Source organism: Aeribacillus composti (assembly GCF_007827555.1).
Classification (GTDB): domain Bacteria; phylum Bacillota; class Bacilli; order Bacillales; family Aeribacillaceae; genus Aeribacillus; species Aeribacillus composti.
In genome coordinates this window covers 67438-83121 of sequence record NZ_VISS01000017.1, presented here as the reverse complement: position 1 = coordinate 83121, position 15684 = coordinate 67438, and the positions used below count along the sequence as shown (strand labels likewise).

General features: G+C 40.6%; 23 protein-coding genes. 2 read left to right on the top strand and 21 right to left on the bottom strand.

What is annotated here, in order from left to right; genetic code table 11:
• Positions 1-90 precede the first annotated feature (90 nt).
• From FB379_RS10445 to FB379_RS10350, 20 genes are all read right to left on the bottom strand, one after another.
• The gene (locus FB379_RS10445) at positions 91-804 is read right to left on the bottom strand and encodes a phage tail spike protein (protein WP_144597955.1); all 714 of its coding nucleotides are present in this window, start codon (positions 802-804) and stop codon (positions 91-93) included.
• 12 nt (positions 805-816) lie between these two features.
• Entirely contained in the window at positions 817-1200 is a 384-nt protein-coding gene (locus FB379_RS10440; protein WP_144597954.1) for a phage tail fiber protein, read from the bottom strand.
• A 3-nt stretch (positions 1201-1203) separates the two neighbouring features.
• Positions 1204-1596, bottom strand: coding sequence for a distal tail protein Dit (locus tag FB379_RS10435; protein ID WP_144597953.1), 393 nt, complete (start codon positions 1594-1596; stop codon positions 1204-1206).
• Positions 1593-3020: a phage tail protein gene (locus tag FB379_RS10430; RefSeq protein WP_206752138.1), complete on the bottom strand. Its 1428-nt coding sequence runs from the start codon at positions 3018-3020 to the stop codon at positions 1593-1595. The genes FB379_RS10435 and FB379_RS10430 overlap by 4 nt, the downstream gene beginning before the upstream one ends.
• Positions 3021-3313: 293 nt before the next feature.
• Positions 3314-4096, bottom strand: coding sequence for an HNH endonuclease (locus FB379_RS10425; RefSeq protein WP_144597952.1), 783 nt, complete (start codon positions 4094-4096; stop codon positions 3314-3316).
• Positions 4097-4217: 121 nt separating this feature from the next.
• Complete coding sequence (locus FB379_RS10420) at positions 4218-5741, bottom strand: phage tail tape measure protein (RefSeq protein WP_144597951.1); 1524 nt, start codon at positions 5739-5741, stop codon at positions 4218-4220.
• 214 nt (positions 5742-5955) lie between these two features.
• Positions 5956-6303: a hypothetical protein gene (locus FB379_RS10415; RefSeq protein WP_144597950.1), complete on the bottom strand. Its 348-nt coding sequence runs from the start codon at positions 6301-6303 to the stop codon at positions 5956-5958.
• Between the two features lie 3 nt (positions 6304-6306).
• A complete protein-coding gene (locus tag FB379_RS10410; RefSeq protein ID WP_144597949.1) occupies positions 6307-6897 on the bottom strand; it encodes a major tail protein in 591 nt (196 codons plus the stop codon).
• A gap of 1 nt (position 6898) precedes the next feature.
• Positions 6899-7213 carry a hypothetical protein gene (locus tag FB379_RS10405; protein WP_144597948.1) on the bottom strand — a complete coding sequence of 105 codons (315 nt, stop codon included), beginning with the start codon at positions 7211-7213 and terminating at the stop codon, positions 6899-6901.
• Positions 7210-7572 carry an HK97 gp10 family phage protein gene (locus FB379_RS10400; protein WP_144597947.1) on the bottom strand — a complete coding sequence of 121 codons (363 nt, stop codon included), beginning with the start codon at positions 7570-7572 and terminating at the stop codon, positions 7210-7212. Before FB379_RS10400 ends, FB379_RS10405 begins: the two co-directional genes overlap by 4 nt.
• Positions 7565-7870 carry a phage head closure protein gene (locus FB379_RS10395; RefSeq protein ID WP_144597946.1) on the bottom strand — a complete coding sequence of 102 codons (306 nt, stop codon included), beginning with the start codon at positions 7868-7870 and terminating at the stop codon, positions 7565-7567. The genes FB379_RS10400 and FB379_RS10395 overlap by 8 nt, the downstream gene beginning before the upstream one ends.
• Entirely contained in the window at positions 7860-8144 is a 285-nt protein-coding gene (locus FB379_RS10390) for a hypothetical protein (RefSeq protein WP_144597945.1), read from the bottom strand. Before FB379_RS10390 ends, FB379_RS10395 begins: the two co-directional genes overlap by 11 nt.
• Positions 8144-8332, bottom strand: a complete 189-nt coding sequence (locus FB379_RS10385; RefSeq protein ID WP_144597944.1) for a hypothetical protein — start codon at positions 8330-8332, stop codon at positions 8144-8146. The genes FB379_RS10390 and FB379_RS10385 overlap by 1 nt, the downstream gene beginning before the upstream one ends.
• A gap of 19 nt (positions 8333-8351) precedes the next feature.
• Positions 8352-9620: a phage major capsid protein gene (locus FB379_RS10380; protein ID WP_144597943.1), complete on the bottom strand. Its 1269-nt coding sequence runs from the start codon at positions 9618-9620 to the stop codon at positions 8352-8354.
• Entirely contained in the window at positions 9592-10194 is a 603-nt protein-coding gene (locus FB379_RS10375; RefSeq protein WP_144597942.1) for an HK97 family phage prohead protease, read from the bottom strand. Before FB379_RS10375 ends, FB379_RS10380 begins: the two co-directional genes overlap by 29 nt.
• The gene (locus FB379_RS10370) at positions 10166-11374 is read right to left on the bottom strand and encodes a phage portal protein (RefSeq protein ID WP_144597941.1); all 1209 of its coding nucleotides are present in this window, start codon (positions 11372-11374) and stop codon (positions 10166-10168) included. Before FB379_RS10370 ends, FB379_RS10375 begins: the two co-directional genes overlap by 29 nt.
• 4 nt (positions 11375-11378) lie before the next feature.
• Positions 11379-13100, bottom strand: coding sequence for a terminase large subunit (locus FB379_RS10365; RefSeq protein WP_144597940.1), 1722 nt, complete (start codon positions 13098-13100; stop codon positions 11379-11381).
• Positions 13097-13447, bottom strand: a complete 351-nt coding sequence (locus FB379_RS10360) for a P27 family phage terminase small subunit (protein ID WP_144597939.1) — start codon at positions 13445-13447, stop codon at positions 13097-13099. The genes FB379_RS10365 and FB379_RS10360 overlap by 4 nt, the downstream gene beginning before the upstream one ends.
• A gap of 75 nt (positions 13448-13522) precedes the next feature.
• Entirely contained in the window at positions 13523-13723 is a 201-nt protein-coding gene (locus FB379_RS19235) for an HNH endonuclease (RefSeq protein WP_242009318.1), read from the bottom strand.
• 164 nt (positions 13724-13887) lie between these two features.
• Positions 13888-14181 (bottom strand): hypothetical protein, encoded by a 294-nt coding sequence (locus FB379_RS10350; protein WP_144597937.1) that lies wholly within the window; start codon positions 14179-14181, stop codon positions 13888-13890.
• A 153-nt stretch (positions 14182-14334) separates the two neighbouring features.
• Here FB379_RS10350 and FB379_RS18580 point away from each other — a divergent pair, with 153 nt between their 5' ends.
• Complete coding sequence (locus FB379_RS18580) at positions 14335-14502, top strand: hypothetical protein (protein WP_199757339.1); 168 nt, start codon at positions 14335-14337, stop codon at positions 14500-14502.
• Positions 14503-14722: 220 nt separating this feature from the next.
• On the opposite strand, the gene FB379_RS10345 is transcribed toward FB379_RS18580, so the two are convergent.
• Complete coding sequence (locus FB379_RS10345; protein ID WP_144597936.1) at positions 14723-15259, bottom strand: BA5345 family protein; 537 nt, start codon at positions 15257-15259, stop codon at positions 14723-14725.
• Between the two features lie 204 nt (positions 15260-15463).
• Between FB379_RS10345 and FB379_RS10340 the strand changes: the two genes are divergently transcribed.
• The gene (locus tag FB379_RS10340) at positions 15464-15682 is read left to right on the top strand and encodes a hypothetical protein (RefSeq protein ID WP_144597935.1); all 219 of its coding nucleotides are present in this window, start codon (positions 15464-15466) and stop codon (positions 15680-15682) included.
• The last annotated feature ends 2 nt before the right edge of the window (positions 15683-15684 follow it).

Below are 15684 nucleotides of genomic sequence, written 5' to 3'. Positions count from 1 at the left end.
ATCGGAGAGAATTCGCAAACATTTTGCGAGGTATTTCCGATTTTAGTCCAAAATAATTTGAAAAAAGTGGTTCTAAAATAGTGTGCTAATTTACACAAGTACATCGACTCCTAAAGACACTTTCGGTTCTTCCCCAGTAGTATCTATTTCTTCTGTTACTCCAATCAAATTCTCCCCTAATCTAAATTCTAAGCCGTTATCAGCGCCCCTGCGTTTTACTAAATGTACAGTGAATTTTTCCCAGATTAACTCACCGCCAACAAGGTTAGCCAACTCAATAAGAGCACCGCGGATATTATCAGATTTAGGTTTAATATAGTAGCTTCCGCCGATTTCTACAGTTCCGACTGAAAATGGTGTACCTGACAATAAAGCAGACATTAAATTTCTAGGACTGTCTTCCGCTTCCGTGAATGGTAAAGGATATTTTTTCTTATCGAGTAACTTATACGACACATGTTCACACGACACAGACATGGACACCGATGTTTCTCGCTGTTTTACGATTCGACCAACTTGAAAATAATCATCGTCAACCTCAATAATATTTGCGTTGTTAATGTACTTTGTTTTATCGTCAAAAACCGTGTCAAAAGAGAATGTATAGTGAGCGTTTATTTGTTCACTGATTAAAGGGTTGATAACATTTTTGATTGGTAGTCTACGAGCTAAGGTTGACGGATCTACGATATAAATAACGTCACCGTTAAGGACATTCCAAGTGATTTCGGCTTTTACTGACAGGGATGATTTTGTAATGATATTAACTCCAGTAAACTCCGATAGATACTCACTTGCTGTCATCTAATCACCCCACTAATCCAATGACACACTTAAATCACCCGGTTGTATACTCACACCCACACCCTGACCGGCAACTATCGATGTTGCTAACTCGCTATAAAACAATAAATTACCACCTGTTTGACTGTCATAAATGCCAACATGCGTTATGACACCATAGTTAACCGCTGCCGGTGCAAACTCGATTAAGTTTGTATTACTTACGGTACCGTCAGTGATTTCGCTAAATATGATTTCTTGTCTTGCATACGCACTGTCACTTACCTCTGTTCCTTCACCGTTATCTCCTGGGTCTGATGTAAACAGTGCTAAATAAAGGGCACTTGGTCCCGTGTAAGTTTCGCCTTTAAAGATTGCGTTCAAAATCTGTGTTTCAAGATAATCTGTCATGGACATTCGTTATTTCCTCCTAATAGGATATGGTTCACACCTGAAATTCACTGTAAACCGACCACTCTTAACAACTTTTTCAAGTTCAATGTTTCCGTAAACCTTCGCATTATAGTAGTAGTCTGGATCATCGTCAAAGATAAGTGGAACTCGGTCGTCTGTTATCAGCCATCGAGATATATTACGAGCTGCTTCATATAAGTTTGCCGGTCGTTTAATTAAAAACTCAACTTCTATAATGATGTCTTTTGCCGACTTGTCCGGGATAAGTATAGAACCATCCCGGTGTGGTATATCGATATACGTGTCTTTGTTTTCGGGCAATAAAGGGCGTTTAGAAGTGAGCATAACAAGATTAAATGTTCTCGAATGTACACCATTAAAGGTAATTCCGTTTGTCAAGCTATACCACCGCCTCTTGTATTTTGAATCTGTAGGACGTATAGTTCTCTAGCAATTTTCTTAATATCGGCTTCTTCTCTTACTACAAATGTGTTTCCGGTGATGATCGTTTGATTGCTTAACATATCTTGAGTCTGTCCATTCGAGTAAACTTTTGCACCTGTTGGAAGCTGTACAAGTTCAGGACCCTGTTCTCCAACGATTGCATATCCACCTTTGAAAAAGTTTGTTCCTCTTGCCAACATCGGAATTTTCGGGATGTTGATTCCCTTGCCGCCCACTCCAGGGACCCAATCGGGTATTTTCAGACCGTTCAAACGGCTGATAAAGCTGTTGATCGTCGAGATTATCGCGTTTAAAGGAGCTTTGATAACGCCTTTAACCTTCTCCCAAACGCTTGCGATTTTGTTTTTCATGCTCTCGAAAGCGGCTGGAACCGCGTTTTTGATTGCATCGACCGGATTCATCACAAAATTTTTAATACTGTTCCATACATTTGACGTTGTATTTTTGATCGCCGACCAAATGCTCGAAACAACATTTTTGACAGCATTGATCGCGGAATTTACGGCGGATTTAATCCCGTTCCAAACGCTTGAGATCGTATTTTTGATAGTATTAAACACGTTAGAAGTCGTGTTTTTGATCCCGTTCCAAATCGTCTGAACCAAGTTGGACACCGTAGTGAGCACCGTTTGGAATGTCGTTTTGATCGTGTTCCATGTGCTCGTGAAAAAGGAGACAATTCCATTCCATACGGTCTTTGCGGTTGAAGAAATCGTGTTCCAGGCGTTTGTTAGAAAACTAGAAACTCCGTTGATCGTTGTTTCAAATACTTGTTTAATTGCATTCCAAGATTGTGAGAAGAAATCTTTGATCCCGTTCCACACGGTCGATGTCACATTTTTTATCGTTTCCCACGAGCTGCTCAAAAACGAGGCAACAGCATTTATCGTCGTTTCAAAAACCTGCTTGATTCCGTCCCATAGCTTTGCAAAAAAATCCTTTATCGGCTCCCAATTCTCAATAATTACCGGAACAAGTAGTGTGAGCGCCGTAATGGCCAAGCCGATCGGCCCAGTCATCGCCTTAAACGCATTTCCGAGCAGCGGGAGCATCTTTGTGATGATCGGAAGAGCTGTCTGTATCGAATACAAAATGGGCGCCAATGCCATGAGTACTCCAGAAAAAATGCCGATTGCTCCCACAATCGCTGTAATCGTTGCCGTTAATTGAGGATTTGCTGACATCCAGCTAGCGATTGCTCCGACAACCGATGCGATAACAGACAGCAACGGTTCAAGCGCCGTTTTCAAATCATTCATCGCTTTTTGGATTTTTACAGCCGGATCGGCATTGATTTTAGAAATCGCATCATTCAGTTGATCTTGGTTGTTTTTCGCATCTCCTAGGTGTTTGTTCATGTTTAGGATTGTTTCGGTGATGTTCGTTCCTTGGTCTTCCCACATTGTCAATTTGTTATCGCAAAGGCTTTTTATCCTTTGCTTCCGGAGGTTTCCCTCATACCCTTTTGGGATACGGCTGGTCAATTCCAGCCCGGTTCGGCGTACATTTTCAACCAACAAAACATTGGTTGCCGGACACTCTTGGGCGGATTATTGCTCCCTTAACGCTCACCGCCTACGCTCTACGGTGCAGGGTGGTGTTCCCTGTTACCTCGGTGTTGGCATATGAATCGGCGTAATAAAAAAAGCACTCATACGGAGTGCTTTTGGACTAATGACAAAAAAGTATAAAATTGTTGTTTAGTATTTTTTCCATAACCATATATATCATGAAATCTTTTATGGCATGTCACGCATAAAGTTATCCCATTACTGACATCAAGACGTTTTTCTTTGCACCAATCCCAACTGTCCAAGTGATGGGCTATTAAATTTCCGCCTCTATTGTCTCCGCAACATTGACATGTATAATTATCTCTTTCATACACCTGTGTTCTCCATGTGCTGTAACCTTCAACAAGACGTTCTCTTTCTCTTTCTTCGTCTGTTTTGTTGGGATTATAATTAGGATTAGATTTTCCGAAACGTCTAACCCCATACATAGGGTTATTTTCTCCGCTCCAGTCCATGTATATCACTTTTGAAGGATTGGTTTCTAAATCTCTTAAAAGCTCCGAGTAACATTCCTTACAATAAGTAGATTTATTTTTCCCTGAACGATAACTTTTTCCGCATTTCTGGCACACATGAAGATATTTGTTTCGATTGTATTCTCTTTCGCATTCTTTACAATAACTGAATGGTTTCTTTTCCCCTTTTACGTTTCTGAAATTAAATTCATCCAACGTTTTTTCTTTAAGACATTTAGCACAATATTTGTGCCCATCTCTCGGTTGCGGTAGTACAGGTGTTTTTCTTCGTCTCAAGTTTTCGCATTGTTTACACCTTTTTCTATGCCCATCAGGGTATCGTTTGTCTTTTACGAAATCATCTAACGGTTTTTCCTTCCCACAATCAGAACAAACCTTATTCATTTTACAACCTCCCGTAGTTGTATCCCGAATAATTAAATGAAGGGCAGGCAGTCGGGAATCTGCTTTTCGGGGCGTCCCCCTAGCCCTTCATAATTTATTATAACATGCCATAACACTTTATTCACGCCGATTCACTTAGCTTCCACCGATTTTGCCCGGTTTTGTTTCGGCACAACTTTCGTTTACCGAAAATAGCTACACCAAGCGCGTTTCTTTTTGTCTCATCTTTCACGCCGCTTAACGCTTTGACAACCTGTTGCATCGCTTCGCGTCCTTTATCACCGCCAGCAGCAACAGCTTGGCCCCATGATTCCAATTGCTGAGCAGATATTCCGGTCCCTTGCAACAATTCAGCGGTTGCTTTATCTACTCCTTGCCCAAATTCGGCCAACCGAATCCGTCCTTCTTTCAGGCCATCCAAAAGGTTGTCAATATTCCATGTCCCGGTCTCGACGCCCGCCGCCATAATCGCTTGCACTTCTTGTGCTGAAAAGCCAGCCCGCGTTAACTGTTGACCATATTCAGCTATGATGTCCAACTGTTCGGGCGGAAAACCGATTTTTAAAAGCGCATTGGTCAACCCAAGCGCTTCTTCATTTGAAATGTTCAATTCGCTTGAAATCTCATTAATCTCTTGAATGAGTTCGGTAAAATCAATGCCATCGTAAGAAGATGCGATCATCCCCGCACCTTCAACAATTTTTCGGTTCGCTTCATCACTTGCATTTTTGTTCAATGCCCATTGACGGCGAACACCCTCAAGGGCCGCTGCCGCATCGACGCCATAGGCCTTGATCGTATTTACCGCATCTTTTACTGCTTTCTTTGATTTTTCCGGGACGTTGAACGAAATATCGATCTGTGTGTTTACCCTTGACGTGTCCAGCGCTTGATTTATAGCGCCGGCTAGTCCGCCGCCGGCCACAATTCCGCCAACCATGCCCTTGAGCTCGTCACCAAAACCCTTCACGTCATCCTTAGCATCATTTGCAGCCTGGGCAATCTGATCAAATTCCTTCTTTACTTGCTTCAAACTGCTGCCGCTATCCAGATGTTTCAAAGCCTGTCGCATCTTATCTAGGTCGGCGTTGGCGCCGAGCGCAGATTTGCCGATTTCGTCAATCGCCTTTTCCAGCTGGGCAGAATTGGCTCTCCCGCTTTTGATCGCGTTCGTCAATTGATTCCCCAAGACGTCTGCAAAATCATCAACACTTTTTCCCGTTACTTTGAATAAGTTTTCCAGCTGCCTCGTCGATTCTTCCGTCTTTTGCTGCTCCGCCTGCATGTTTTGGAGTTCTTGTCGGTATTTTTTCAGCTGCACTTCGGTGAATTCGATTTCTCGACGAAACTTCCGATACTGTTCTTCACCGATCTCCCCGCTTTGAAACTGCTGCTCAACTTGAGACTGAGCGTCTTTCAGTTGATTCAATTTCTTCGTCGTGTTTTCAATCTGATCGGTCAGTATCTTTTGCTTTTGGGCTAACGCTTCGACGTTTCCCGGGTCGAATTTCAGAAGTCTTTCAACAGATCTCAGCTCTGAAGACAGTTCCCGGCTTTTCTTGTTAACATCCTGAAGAGCTTTCTGGAGCCCAACTGTTTCTCCGCCTATTTCTATAGTAATCCCTTTGATTTTTTTATCTGCCACACTCTCACCTCCTAAAAGGCATCAAAATCGGCTTGCGTGGCCTCACGCACGCGCTCTTTCGGCTCAGTCATTTCCCGGATATATTCGTCGATGTAGTCTATGCACATGCCGATCGTCATTTCTTCCAGGTCATCTTTTTGTAGTCCACAGCGTTTGCACAAAAAAAGAAACGTCTCAGTAGTGAGTTCATCACCACTGGACGCTTCTTGATTCTCTACTTTTTTTTAGACTTGATACTCGCAATGATAAGGTCCTGGAGCTCCGGAATGATATCCATGAGCGGGAATTCGTCAAATTGATCCAACCAAGTAATCGGATCCGGAATGGACGGATTTGCCGTTTTGGCCAAAGTCCAAATAATGTTGTAAAAGAAATCAAAATCTAATTTTTCTAATACCTCGTAATTAAAATTGCCGTCTTTATCCGTCAATTCCCCGATCACATTGAGTTTATAGATTTCTTTGAAAAAATCTTTTCCGAATTGGGCTTTATAACGCAGCGGTGTTGCTGCGTTCGATTTGAAGCGAACTTGTTTGCCGTCAATCACCAGTGTTTTTTCCATGGATTATACCCCCTGCGGCGCTTGCGGCGCTTTTACGTGCACTTGCTGATACCAGCTGTCGTACAAGGCTTGGTCAATCTCCGGCGTCGTATCAGCTTTCACGTCTTTCGTATCCGGCCGTGGCCGAGCTGTAAAGTTCAGTGTAGATGTTTGCGGTTCAGTCGTTTCTCCTTTTGTCTGTCCTGCAACTGTCGGGCGGCTTGCCTTGCAGTAATACAAGACGTGACGCTTTGCCTTTTTGTCCCCTTGAAATTCAAAGAGAAGAGCAAAAGGCCTTGTCACTTGGTCCGCGTTTTCATACATTACTCCGTTTTCGTATGTGTCGTCAAGGATGTCGATGCGGAATTCGTCTGTCAGGTTGGCCAACTCTAATTCTCCGTCATAACCGTTGTTGGTAGCTTCACTGTAATAAGTAGAATCATCCGCATAAAAATCGACGTTTTCTCCAGCTGGTTCAAGTGTCAACGACACGCTTCCCGGGATACGTTTCGGCGTCTCGTAAGTAATAGCACCAGTAGTAGGATCTTCTATAATCGGAGCGTAATGAACATTCCGAAGTCCGTACTTGATTTTATTGGAAGTCGGAGCAGTCATACTATATCAACCTCACTTCATAGATTTTTTGGTAAAGTTTTTCAGATGTTATAAATGTTTCAGTAGTTTCATAAGGTATTTCATTTTCATCCAGTAAATCTTCCAAAATTTTCTCTGCTTCCAAGTCCTTTTTGTCGGTATAAAGTTCTATCTGCACGTTTTCGATTTTTTGATAAACCTTATTATCAGCATCAAAATTGCTAGAATAACTAACAAAATAGCAAATAAACGGTGGTTTTTGCGAACCTTTAAAATGCGAATAACCTATTGGGAAACCAGTAGCCTTGAGAATAGTATATAACTCTTGTAAAGTCATCCTTTAATTACCTTCTCTACTCTATTCTCAAATTCACGTACAATCTGTTCTTCTACGGGTCGAATGTGTACTTTAGCCTGCACACGTCCGCCACCACGTTTAACATGTCCATATTCCAACAAATGAGTTAATTGGTAATCAGTTTTATTATGGATGATATACCCCTTTCCTTGTTTTTTCCGAGCCCAACCTTTAGCATAATTACCGGTTAATTTTGGACTTTTTTGTTTAAGAAGTTTAACCCCTTCTTTTGTTACATCATCACTGGCCTGCTGTACTTTTTCTTCTACTTCTGTTGTATATTCTTGGACTGCCTTGACTATCTCATTTGTCAACTGATCGATTGAGATGTTAGCCATCCACCGCCACCCTTTCACAAGTCAATTCAACTTCTTCAAAATCCGTAGAATAGATCCTAATCACGTTATATCTGACGCCTTCGAATTCAACTTTCTGTTCACCGTTGTATTCATAGCCATGAATCACAAACACAATCGACGGCCGTAATCCTGCTGTTGCAGCGCTGTAGAATTCATTTCTACCGACCGATTTCACGTTGCACAAGACAGGTTTTCTTGTTTCTTGTGCGATTTGATTGCCAATTTCATCTTCAACGTATGTTTCACTAATTAAAACCAACTCATGATCATACGTCATTTTGAACACCGCCGGCATGAATCATCAAATTATGCAATCGATATTGCAAATGACGAGGCATCACTCCATCACTATCCCGGCTTTGATAACGCCAGGTAGCATAATCGACAACAAACATCAAATGATAAGGGTTAGCTAAATCGATAGCTAACCCTTTTTCTTCATCAAGTTCTGTTACCACTGCATTTGCAATGGAAGTTATATAAGTGTCACGAACGTTCGAGCGAATGCCCAACCGCTCTTTTACTAAATCAACAACAGTTGCTAAATCCATTATTCACCGCCTTCTTTCTCATCCACTTCTGCAATTAAAGGTTCACCGATTCGATTTTCATTCCCCAGCAATTCTTCGATGCGTTCCTTTTTCGGTCTCCCTTTCCGTGGATATTTATCTCCTACGCGATAAATATGGTTATTGTCTTGTAAATCTTTGAAATCTTTAATCACTACATATTTAGGCATTTATATCACCCTTTCAACATTACGCTCCTTGAACTGGATCCGTAATCGTTACAAGAACGAACGCCTCCGGTTTTACCGGCTTTCCATCGAAGCGCCCTTTACCACGGAATGCGGTTTGGTCTTCTGTAAACTTTACATGAGTTGAGCTGTCAATTGTTATATTCTCACGCTCAACAAGTGTATATTGTTGGAAATCACCAAACAACACAGTGTCTTCATCAAGGAAGTTATTGAAAACAACACGTAAACCAAGGATGTCTGGTGTACGTAAATTTGGAAGTTTGCCAACAACATTACCGGTAGAATCCACTTGAATGCTAAACTCGACTAATCGATTGTAGTAAGTTGAACGTTTCATAACTGCAACAATTTCACCGACACTGTCTTCACCGGTATCAATTAGACCGATTTGTTTCACAAGATTTTTAAGTAAATTATTATCAGCTTCTATTGTCACTTGATTTTCCACAGGTAAGTTTGGAATGATACCAGCCGGTTGTTTATTTGCAGCTCCTGTTCCCTTAACAATGGCTAAGTCTAATGCCTTTGCAATTGCACGAGCAATTTTCTTCGTAACATACTCATCGAGATTGATGATGCTATCTTGCAATAAATAGTTATCAACAAATGTCACTTTACCAACTTTGAATCCGTCAAAATCAATACTTGTGATAGTACCTACATCACCCGTCGGAAGTGCGCCGGATTGTTCAATCCATGTTGCCGGAGAAGTATCTGTATCTACTAAAATACGTGTTGTTCCCTTGACTCTGATTTTATCAACGAGTGGGTAAAGCGTTGTGTAATCGCCCATAATGTCCATGATGCGATTGACAACAACTTCCGGAATCGTTAATTCTCCGCCGGTAACTGCACGTAAATCCTTGAATTTTTCGTAAAACTCAATAACATCGCTGCGTCTGTAGTATTCTCCTGTTCTTAATAATTCTCGTACCTGTAAACGGTTCATACCTTCAACCTCTCCCTTCTCATTTTTGCGTTGCTGATTGACCGGAACTTTGCTATTCAGTTGCTCAAGCTCTCCTTCAAGTTCAGCGATTTCGCCTTCAAGTTTTGATTTTTTCTCTTCTAATCCATGTTTATCAGCTTCAAGCTTCTCAACTTCTTCTTCAACTGTTTTTACTTCCTCATCCGTTTGAGCTTCTTCGATAGCTTTTTCAAGCTCTGCTGATCTTGTTTGTAGCTCATTCTCTTTTTCTAGCAATTCATTTAAAGCAGATTTACGTTGCTCAATTTTTTTAATTAGCATCAATTGCTTTAAAGCCATTTCTTATCCTCTCCTTTAACTGTAATTTTCTTTGTTCAAGCTGGCGTTTTTTGTGCTGCTCGTATTCTGTCATTCTTGCTTGAACACTTGTATCCTCATAAGCTGGAAATGTTACAACTGACACCTCATGAAGGTCAACTTTCTTTAAAGTCCACTTGACTGTACCGTCATCTCGATATTCAACATCTTCTTCAAGAATATTGAAGCCGAAGGAACATTGGTCTACATCCCCCCGCTTGACACGCTCATAAAGATTTACCGCATCTGTGTCGTTTGGATTGATCTTTATACGACCCCAAAGCCCTCGACTATCAACCTTCAATTCTAGTGTTCCTGCCTTGTTGCGACCTAACACAAGGTTCGTATCGTGATTTATTAGCGCCCGAATGTCGTTAGATAGCGTTTCATCGAATGCTCCTGGAGCAATAGATTCGAATGCGCCTCTCCACAGTTCTGTTTCGGTATTAAAAACAGCAAAATATCCTTCGATGTACATTTCATTATCTTGTTCTGCCCGTGACGCTGTGATATTCGTTTGTAAACTCCTAGTCTGTTTGGTCGCCGTTCTTCCCATTATCACCACCACCTTTCAATTTGTTTTGATCGCCAATTTTGTCGAGAGGAATGTAGTTTTCTAAGATGACTAGCTCACTCAAACCTTCTTTTGGCGACAACCCCATCCAGTCGCGAACTTCGTTGCCCGTCATAATACCGCGTACATACATGTTGGAACCTACATCCGCAAGTTCATTAAGGTCGTATGCGTATAGGCTTCGTGGGTTGAATTTGAAATACAATTCAGGGCTGATGAGCAGTTTCCTTGTCAGTTCCTGTTCAATCCCTTTGGCAATAGGCAATATAGTTGAGTTGATGAAGTTGTTGTACTCATCCTTGTTATACTCACCAACGCCCAACAAAAAAGCCGGCACTCCAAAGATGCCAGCTACGGTTCGCTTATCCAGTTCAACCGCCTCGTTGATCGCAATATCTTTAAGGGATAACGGTTTGACTTGTTCCACATCTAACAGCTCGGCCGGGATGATCCAAGGCTGCCCCGCCTCCGTGGCTTGAAGGTATTTCTTAAACACTTCATTCCGGCCTTCTTCACTCGAAAGCTCCGCTGTGGCCGCGTCCACTTTCACAATGAGTGAAGGCATATATTTACCACTCATGAAACTTTTCTTCGTTGTTGTAGCTTGTTTCAAGTTATTTACGATGTCTTTTAGTACTGCCCTATAACCCCTACCCATATATGGCTTTTCTGGGTCTGGGTTCACAATAAAGTGCAGCACCTCGTCATAATTGTACGCTTTTCCTTGATACCAAACTTGATAACTTGTATCCGTATCAACAAAACTTACTTTTGAAGGAGCTAATGGAATTAATTCATCAATCAACCCATCAGCAGTGTATTTTGGAAAAACGATACTGTTCCCATCACCATCGAGTAGCATGGTATACACGATGTTGTACATCCATGACTTTCTTGTCATGAGACTATACGGATTGATGTCAATTTTCCTTGATAGTTCATTTCGAACACGAATATCACCGTCTTCCGTGTTCTGCATGAGATAGATCGTCATAGACGATATAAGTTCAGCAATCTTATGAACAGCCATTCTTACGTCTGGATTATCAGAAAGTCGAGTATATCCCGGAATCAGAAAAGATGTGTCTTCACCACTCATAAATAAGCCAACATACGTCTGCGTATCCGCTCTGATCTTTTTCCTGCGCTTAAAAATCCCCATTGAATCAACCCCCATTCAACCATTTTGTAGCTGTCACTGATTTTTCCATATTCTCAAGCATTCTTATTGCAGCAAAAACAGTGGCGTCAAAAATATCAATGCGATGCTTGTCCTCAATTTTTTCAAACTGAATCATATCGTCCGTTTTCTCAACCGCATGAACGTTTTGTACACAATACTCAAACGCTTGAGAATGTAGATAGTAGAAATTTCCATCTTTCACTTGCTTCTCAATACGCCGGAAACCTTCTGACTTCTTGTAGTAATATTGCGGTTGATCAACAATACTGAATCTCTTACGCTTCATGGCCATGAAAAATTCACGACCGAACTTTCGGTCAAAACCGACTTGCTTAATTTTGAATCCTTTTGACCGCATGTCCTCAAACCACTTAACCACATCGGAATGGTTGACAGTCGGTGTATTGGTCATCGTGAGCCAGCCATCGTCCTTCCATCCGAACAAAGGAATATTATCTTCCTCCGCTTTTCTAGTTGCGGCAACAATCGGGAACCACGCGTGAGTAATTGCTATATCAACTCCGTTGTAGTTTCCGTACAGCGCAGCCGCAGTCAAATCGTGCAATTTTGAAAGATCGGCACCACCGAACCAATCGATCGGCAGTTTTGCTAATTGCTCAATAGTCCAACAATATTTACGGTCTGAATTTTTGAATTCATCGATGTTGAAATATGCCTTCATCGATGATGTGTAAATGTTTAACGATTTCGCTAAGAAATCTTTCCGCTGCTGTGGATCGTTCTGAGCTTGAAGGGCATCGTTCAAAATATCCTCTGGACGAATTGTTACTCCGTAATTAGGATTCGCCTTTTCATGTTCAATTGGGTTTGTGTAGTCTACTTCCCCGTTTTCATCCTCATCAGCTTTTGTGATGAAGACAAAATATGCTTCATCGGTTACGGTACCATCCAAAATCTTTTTGCAGTATTCTAACCGCTGGTAACAGAACGACGTCATGTCATCGCCGGCAGTCGTGATGCCGATCATCAGTTTGTTGGTATAGGCTTTCATTGCCTCTTTAATGATGTTGTATTGTTTCGGTGTCTTGTAGGCGTGCATTTCGTCTGCAATACCGACGTTGCAATTCAAGGAGTCTTGCTTATCTGGGTTTGCGGCCAGGGCCCGAATGTAAATGGAACCGTCGCTGAATTCGCCGCTAATGCTGTTTTCTTGGTTATTGTTCAATATCCGAAAATTTTGATCTTCGCCCATTTGGCGAAGATTGAAAAGGATGAAATCGAACGATTGCAAAGACTGTTGCAGGGCCGCGCTAGTGATATAGATTTTTGATCCAGATAGTCTTTCGAGGAGCGCCAAGGCCCATGCCAACGCCGCAATCAGTCTCGTTTTACCGTTTTTTCTTGGAATAAAGATAAACGCTTCTTTGTATCTCCTGATCTTCGTTCCTTTGAGATAGAAGCCAAGCAAATTGTAGATGATAAACTTCTGCCACGGTTCCAATAAAAAAGGCTCACCGCGTAACGGTGTACCGTCTAATCGTTCACCCTGATCGTGAACGAACGTTTTTTCAATGATTTGAATAACGAATTCCGCTTCCTTTGGATTGAGGTCGTATTTTGGATTTTCTAAATCCTTAAAAAATCGTTTCGCAGCTTGGATGAGTTCTCTACAAGCGACTTTCCGACCTTCAACTATACTCTTGGCATACTCCATTACCTCGTTATAGTTCTTAAATTTTTTCATGACAATTCTTTCAACACCGAAGCCAAGACGGATTTTTTACCGGTCTCGGCCGTAACCGTTTCTAATGATTTCGGGTTGAGGCACAACCGGTCGGAGTATGCCAAGATATCTTTTCTTAGATTCTCTAGGGTTGCAACAATTGGGGATTTTTTTACACCGCCTTGATCGGTGAAAACTTCATATTGATACCCACTCTTTTCAAATTCTTGATTTAATTTTAGAAACTGATAAACGAGTTCAGAATATATGTCGATCAAGCGATTGTACTGACTTTTGTAAGTTCCAAGAGCTTTCATATCAGCAATCGTTCGCCGTTTGATTGTCTCCTTGGTTGGTACCTTTGCCATGCTCTCACCTCCCCGAAAAAAATTTTTTAGGGTCCGCGCTATTGGAAATGCCTGCCCCCTCCGGTCCCTGAGTGCTCATCTGAAAAAATTTTGGTAGGGGGGATTATTTTCCAAATGATGACGGACTCTTTCGACCCACTGCATTCCCTTTTCCGAAAGCTCATCAGTATTTCGATTGTGCATCGATTCATGGCATTTATTGCAAAAGCTGATAAGATTCCAACTCATCAGTTTAAGGTCTGGCCTTTTCTCTAAAGGTACAATGTGATGAACCATCGTTGCTTGTGTAGTCTTTCCGTATCGCTTGCACTCCTGGCAAAGGTATTCATCACGTCGAAGTATGGATTCACGTTTCCTTTTCCATTGTTTTGTTTTATAGAAGTTCATACTATCAACTCCAAATAAAAAAAGCACCCCGAAGGATGCTTCATCTTTAATATCTAAAAAGCGTCAAAATCATCATCTTGTTCCCTTTCATATTCTTGAAGTCCTTTAATTGTTCCTAAAAGAAACTCGTAATTTTCCACACTGCTATTTCTTAATTGATTGTAAACTTCAATAGCTTTATTAGTTATGGCCTTACCAGGATAATGATCCTCTAAATACAATATAACTTTTGAGGCCCATTTTTCAAAATCCTCACCTGAAAGATTATAGCTTTTGACACCATAAACTTCAGTAACCTCTATTTGTGATTTTAAATTTAGGCCTTCTTCAATTAATTTATCTAACATATTATCCCCTCCTTTCGCCTACACAATACAACAAAAGGAGAGTCTTTCCTACAAAATTCGTTCGTCAAATTTCGACGAATAATAGGTATTTGTCCCTACCACATTGAATAATTGATACAAAGAGAGAAATCGGGAATTAAGGAGTTGATAAACTTGGCAAAGAACACTGGAGACGGTTATAGAAAAGGTTCGGTAAGAGACCGATCCCAAGTATACAATCCTAAAACTGACGCCTGGGTCAAACGCGGTGACGTTGGTCGCTTTATGGATATGAAAACATCTGACAACAAACCATTTAAAGGTGTAAGAAAAGAAAAATAATCATTAAAATTACTTCCCGATTTCTCTCTACCTAAATAAAATTCACTTCCTCCTAATCGCCTCACGCACTCGCTTGTACGTCGGGCAAATTCACTTCCATCAAGTCGATCAATTCGCGGTGACTCAACTTCTCTTTTCGTTTTTTAACAAAACTTATATTTTTTAACAAAACTTATATTGCTTCTGTTCTTCCCTCCCAGAAAAAAAGTAAAAAGCGCCGTTAATGGCGCTCTAAAGTTCTTTTTATAAAAAAATTTAAGTTAGCTTCAAAATATTTTTGATTAACATGTACAATTATCACAAATAACAAATTAATGACTGAAATAATTAAGCCAGCTAATGTATTTGAATAGAAATATAGCATGACTAAAATCGTTAAGACAGATAACCCATTACTATACTTTAGTGCTCTTAATTCATGTACTCGTGATAATAAATGACGATACCTTTCTCTAATTTTTTCTCCATTGTCATTGCCAATAATTTTATTGTCTAATTCATACTCTTTCCTAAAATACTTATTCCATTTATGCCTTACAACAAAACCAAAAAGCATACTTATTTGATGAATAAGATAACCAATTGGGACTCCGATCCCGGCAAGAATTGCACTTAAACTCAGGATTGTTAAACCATATTTAGTTTTTAGGTCGATTAATAAGCCTGGTGTGCTAAAGATAAAATAAGAAATTAGGCTAATAATGTAGACCCAACCTGGAATACCCCATCTGATAATATGCTTTGTTTCAAAGTTCAATGCTTAACCTCTCCTTCCGCCTACTCAATTCGACAAAAGGAGATAAATTCCTTCTTCACTATATGGTGGCATTTGTACGACAAAAACAAAGGCGTAATCAGCTTTTATTTATTTTTTATTTACAAAATGCTAAAATTTTATTATAATCGGTAGGAAACTTTGAGTAAATGATTGAATATTATGTTTCGAAAGGGGGAAAGTCATATGAAAAAAATTATCGGCATTGTTTCACAACTCAATATGTTTATTCTTATTACCGCTGTTTTTTTTCTGTTATATGACGTAACCCTTTTGAAATTAAATATTCTTAGCGACAGAACAATCGGTTTTTTTTATACTAGAGAGCTAGTAGCACTGTTGTTATCCACACTAACAGTCAAATTATTCTTTAAGGTCGAAAACAGGTATAAAGAGGACGAATAAAT

Excerpts from the sequence above, each read along its gene's own strand:
- FB379_RS10410 (WP_144597949.1), bottom strand. The coding sequence starts at position 6,897 with ATGACTGCTCCGACTTCCAATAAAATCAAGTACGGACTTCGGAATGTT.
- FB379_RS10350 (WP_144597937.1), bottom strand. The coding sequence starts at position 14,181 with ATGTTAGATAAATTAATTGAAGAAGGCCTAAATTTAAAATCACAAATA.
- FB379_RS10370 (WP_144597941.1), bottom strand. The coding sequence starts at position 11,374 with ATGGGGATTTTTAAGCGCAGGAAAAAGATCAGAGCGGATACGCAGACG.
- FB379_RS10380 (WP_144597943.1), bottom strand. The coding sequence starts at position 9,620 with ATGGCTTTAAAGCAATTGATGCTAATTAAAAAAATTGAGCAACGTAAA.
- FB379_RS10395 (WP_144597946.1), bottom strand. The coding sequence starts at position 7,870 with ATGACGTATGATCATGAGTTGGTTTTAATTAGTGAAACATACGTTGAA.
- FB379_RS10400 (WP_144597947.1), bottom strand. The coding sequence starts at position 7,572 with ATGGCTAACATCTCAATCGATCAGTTGACAAATGAGATAGTCAAGGCA.
- FB379_RS10425 (WP_144597952.1), bottom strand. The coding sequence starts at position 4,096 with ATGAATAAGGTTTGTTCTGATTGTGGGAAGGAAAAACCGTTAGATGAT.
- FB379_RS10440 (WP_144597954.1), bottom strand. The coding sequence starts at position 1,200 with ATGTCCATGACAGATTATCTTGAAACACAGATTTTGAACGCAATCTTT.
- FB379_RS10405 (WP_144597948.1), bottom strand. The coding sequence starts at position 7,213 with ATGACTTTACAAGAGTTATATACTATTCTCAAGGCTACTGGTTTCCCA.
- FB379_RS10365 (WP_144597940.1), bottom strand. The coding sequence starts at position 13,100 with ATGAAAAAATTTAAGAACTATAACGAGGTAATGGAGTATGCCAAGAGT.
- FB379_RS10340 (WP_144597935.1), top strand. The coding sequence starts at position 15,464 with ATGAAAAAAATTATCGGCATTGTTTCACAACTCAATATGTTTATTCTT.
- FB379_RS10360 (WP_144597939.1), bottom strand. The coding sequence starts at position 13,447 with ATGGCAAAGGTACCAACCAAGGAGACAATCAAACGGCGAACGATTGCT.
- FB379_RS10415 (WP_144597950.1), bottom strand. The coding sequence starts at position 6,303 with ATGGAAAAAACACTGGTGATTGACGGCAAACAAGTTCGCTTCAAATCG.
- FB379_RS10445 (WP_144597955.1), bottom strand. The coding sequence starts at position 804 with ATGACAGCAAGTGAGTATCTATCGGAGTTTACTGGAGTTAATATCATT.
- FB379_RS10385 (WP_144597944.1), bottom strand. The coding sequence starts at position 8,332 with ATGCCTAAATATGTAGTGATTAAAGATTTCAAAGATTTACAAGACAAT.
- FB379_RS19235 (WP_242009318.1), bottom strand. The coding sequence starts at position 13,723 with ATGGTTCATCACATTGTACCTTTAGAGAAAAGGCCAGACCTTAAACTG.
- FB379_RS10390 (WP_144597945.1), bottom strand. The coding sequence starts at position 8,144 with ATGGATTTAGCAACTGTTGTTGATTTAGTAAAAGAGCGGTTGGGCATT.
- FB379_RS10430 (WP_206752138.1), bottom strand. The coding sequence starts at position 3,020 with ATGAACAAACACCTAGGAGATGCGAAAAACAACCAAGATCAACTGAAT.
- FB379_RS10375 (WP_144597942.1), bottom strand. The coding sequence starts at position 10,194 with ATGGGAAGAACGGCGACCAAACAGACTAGGAGTTTACAAACGAATATC.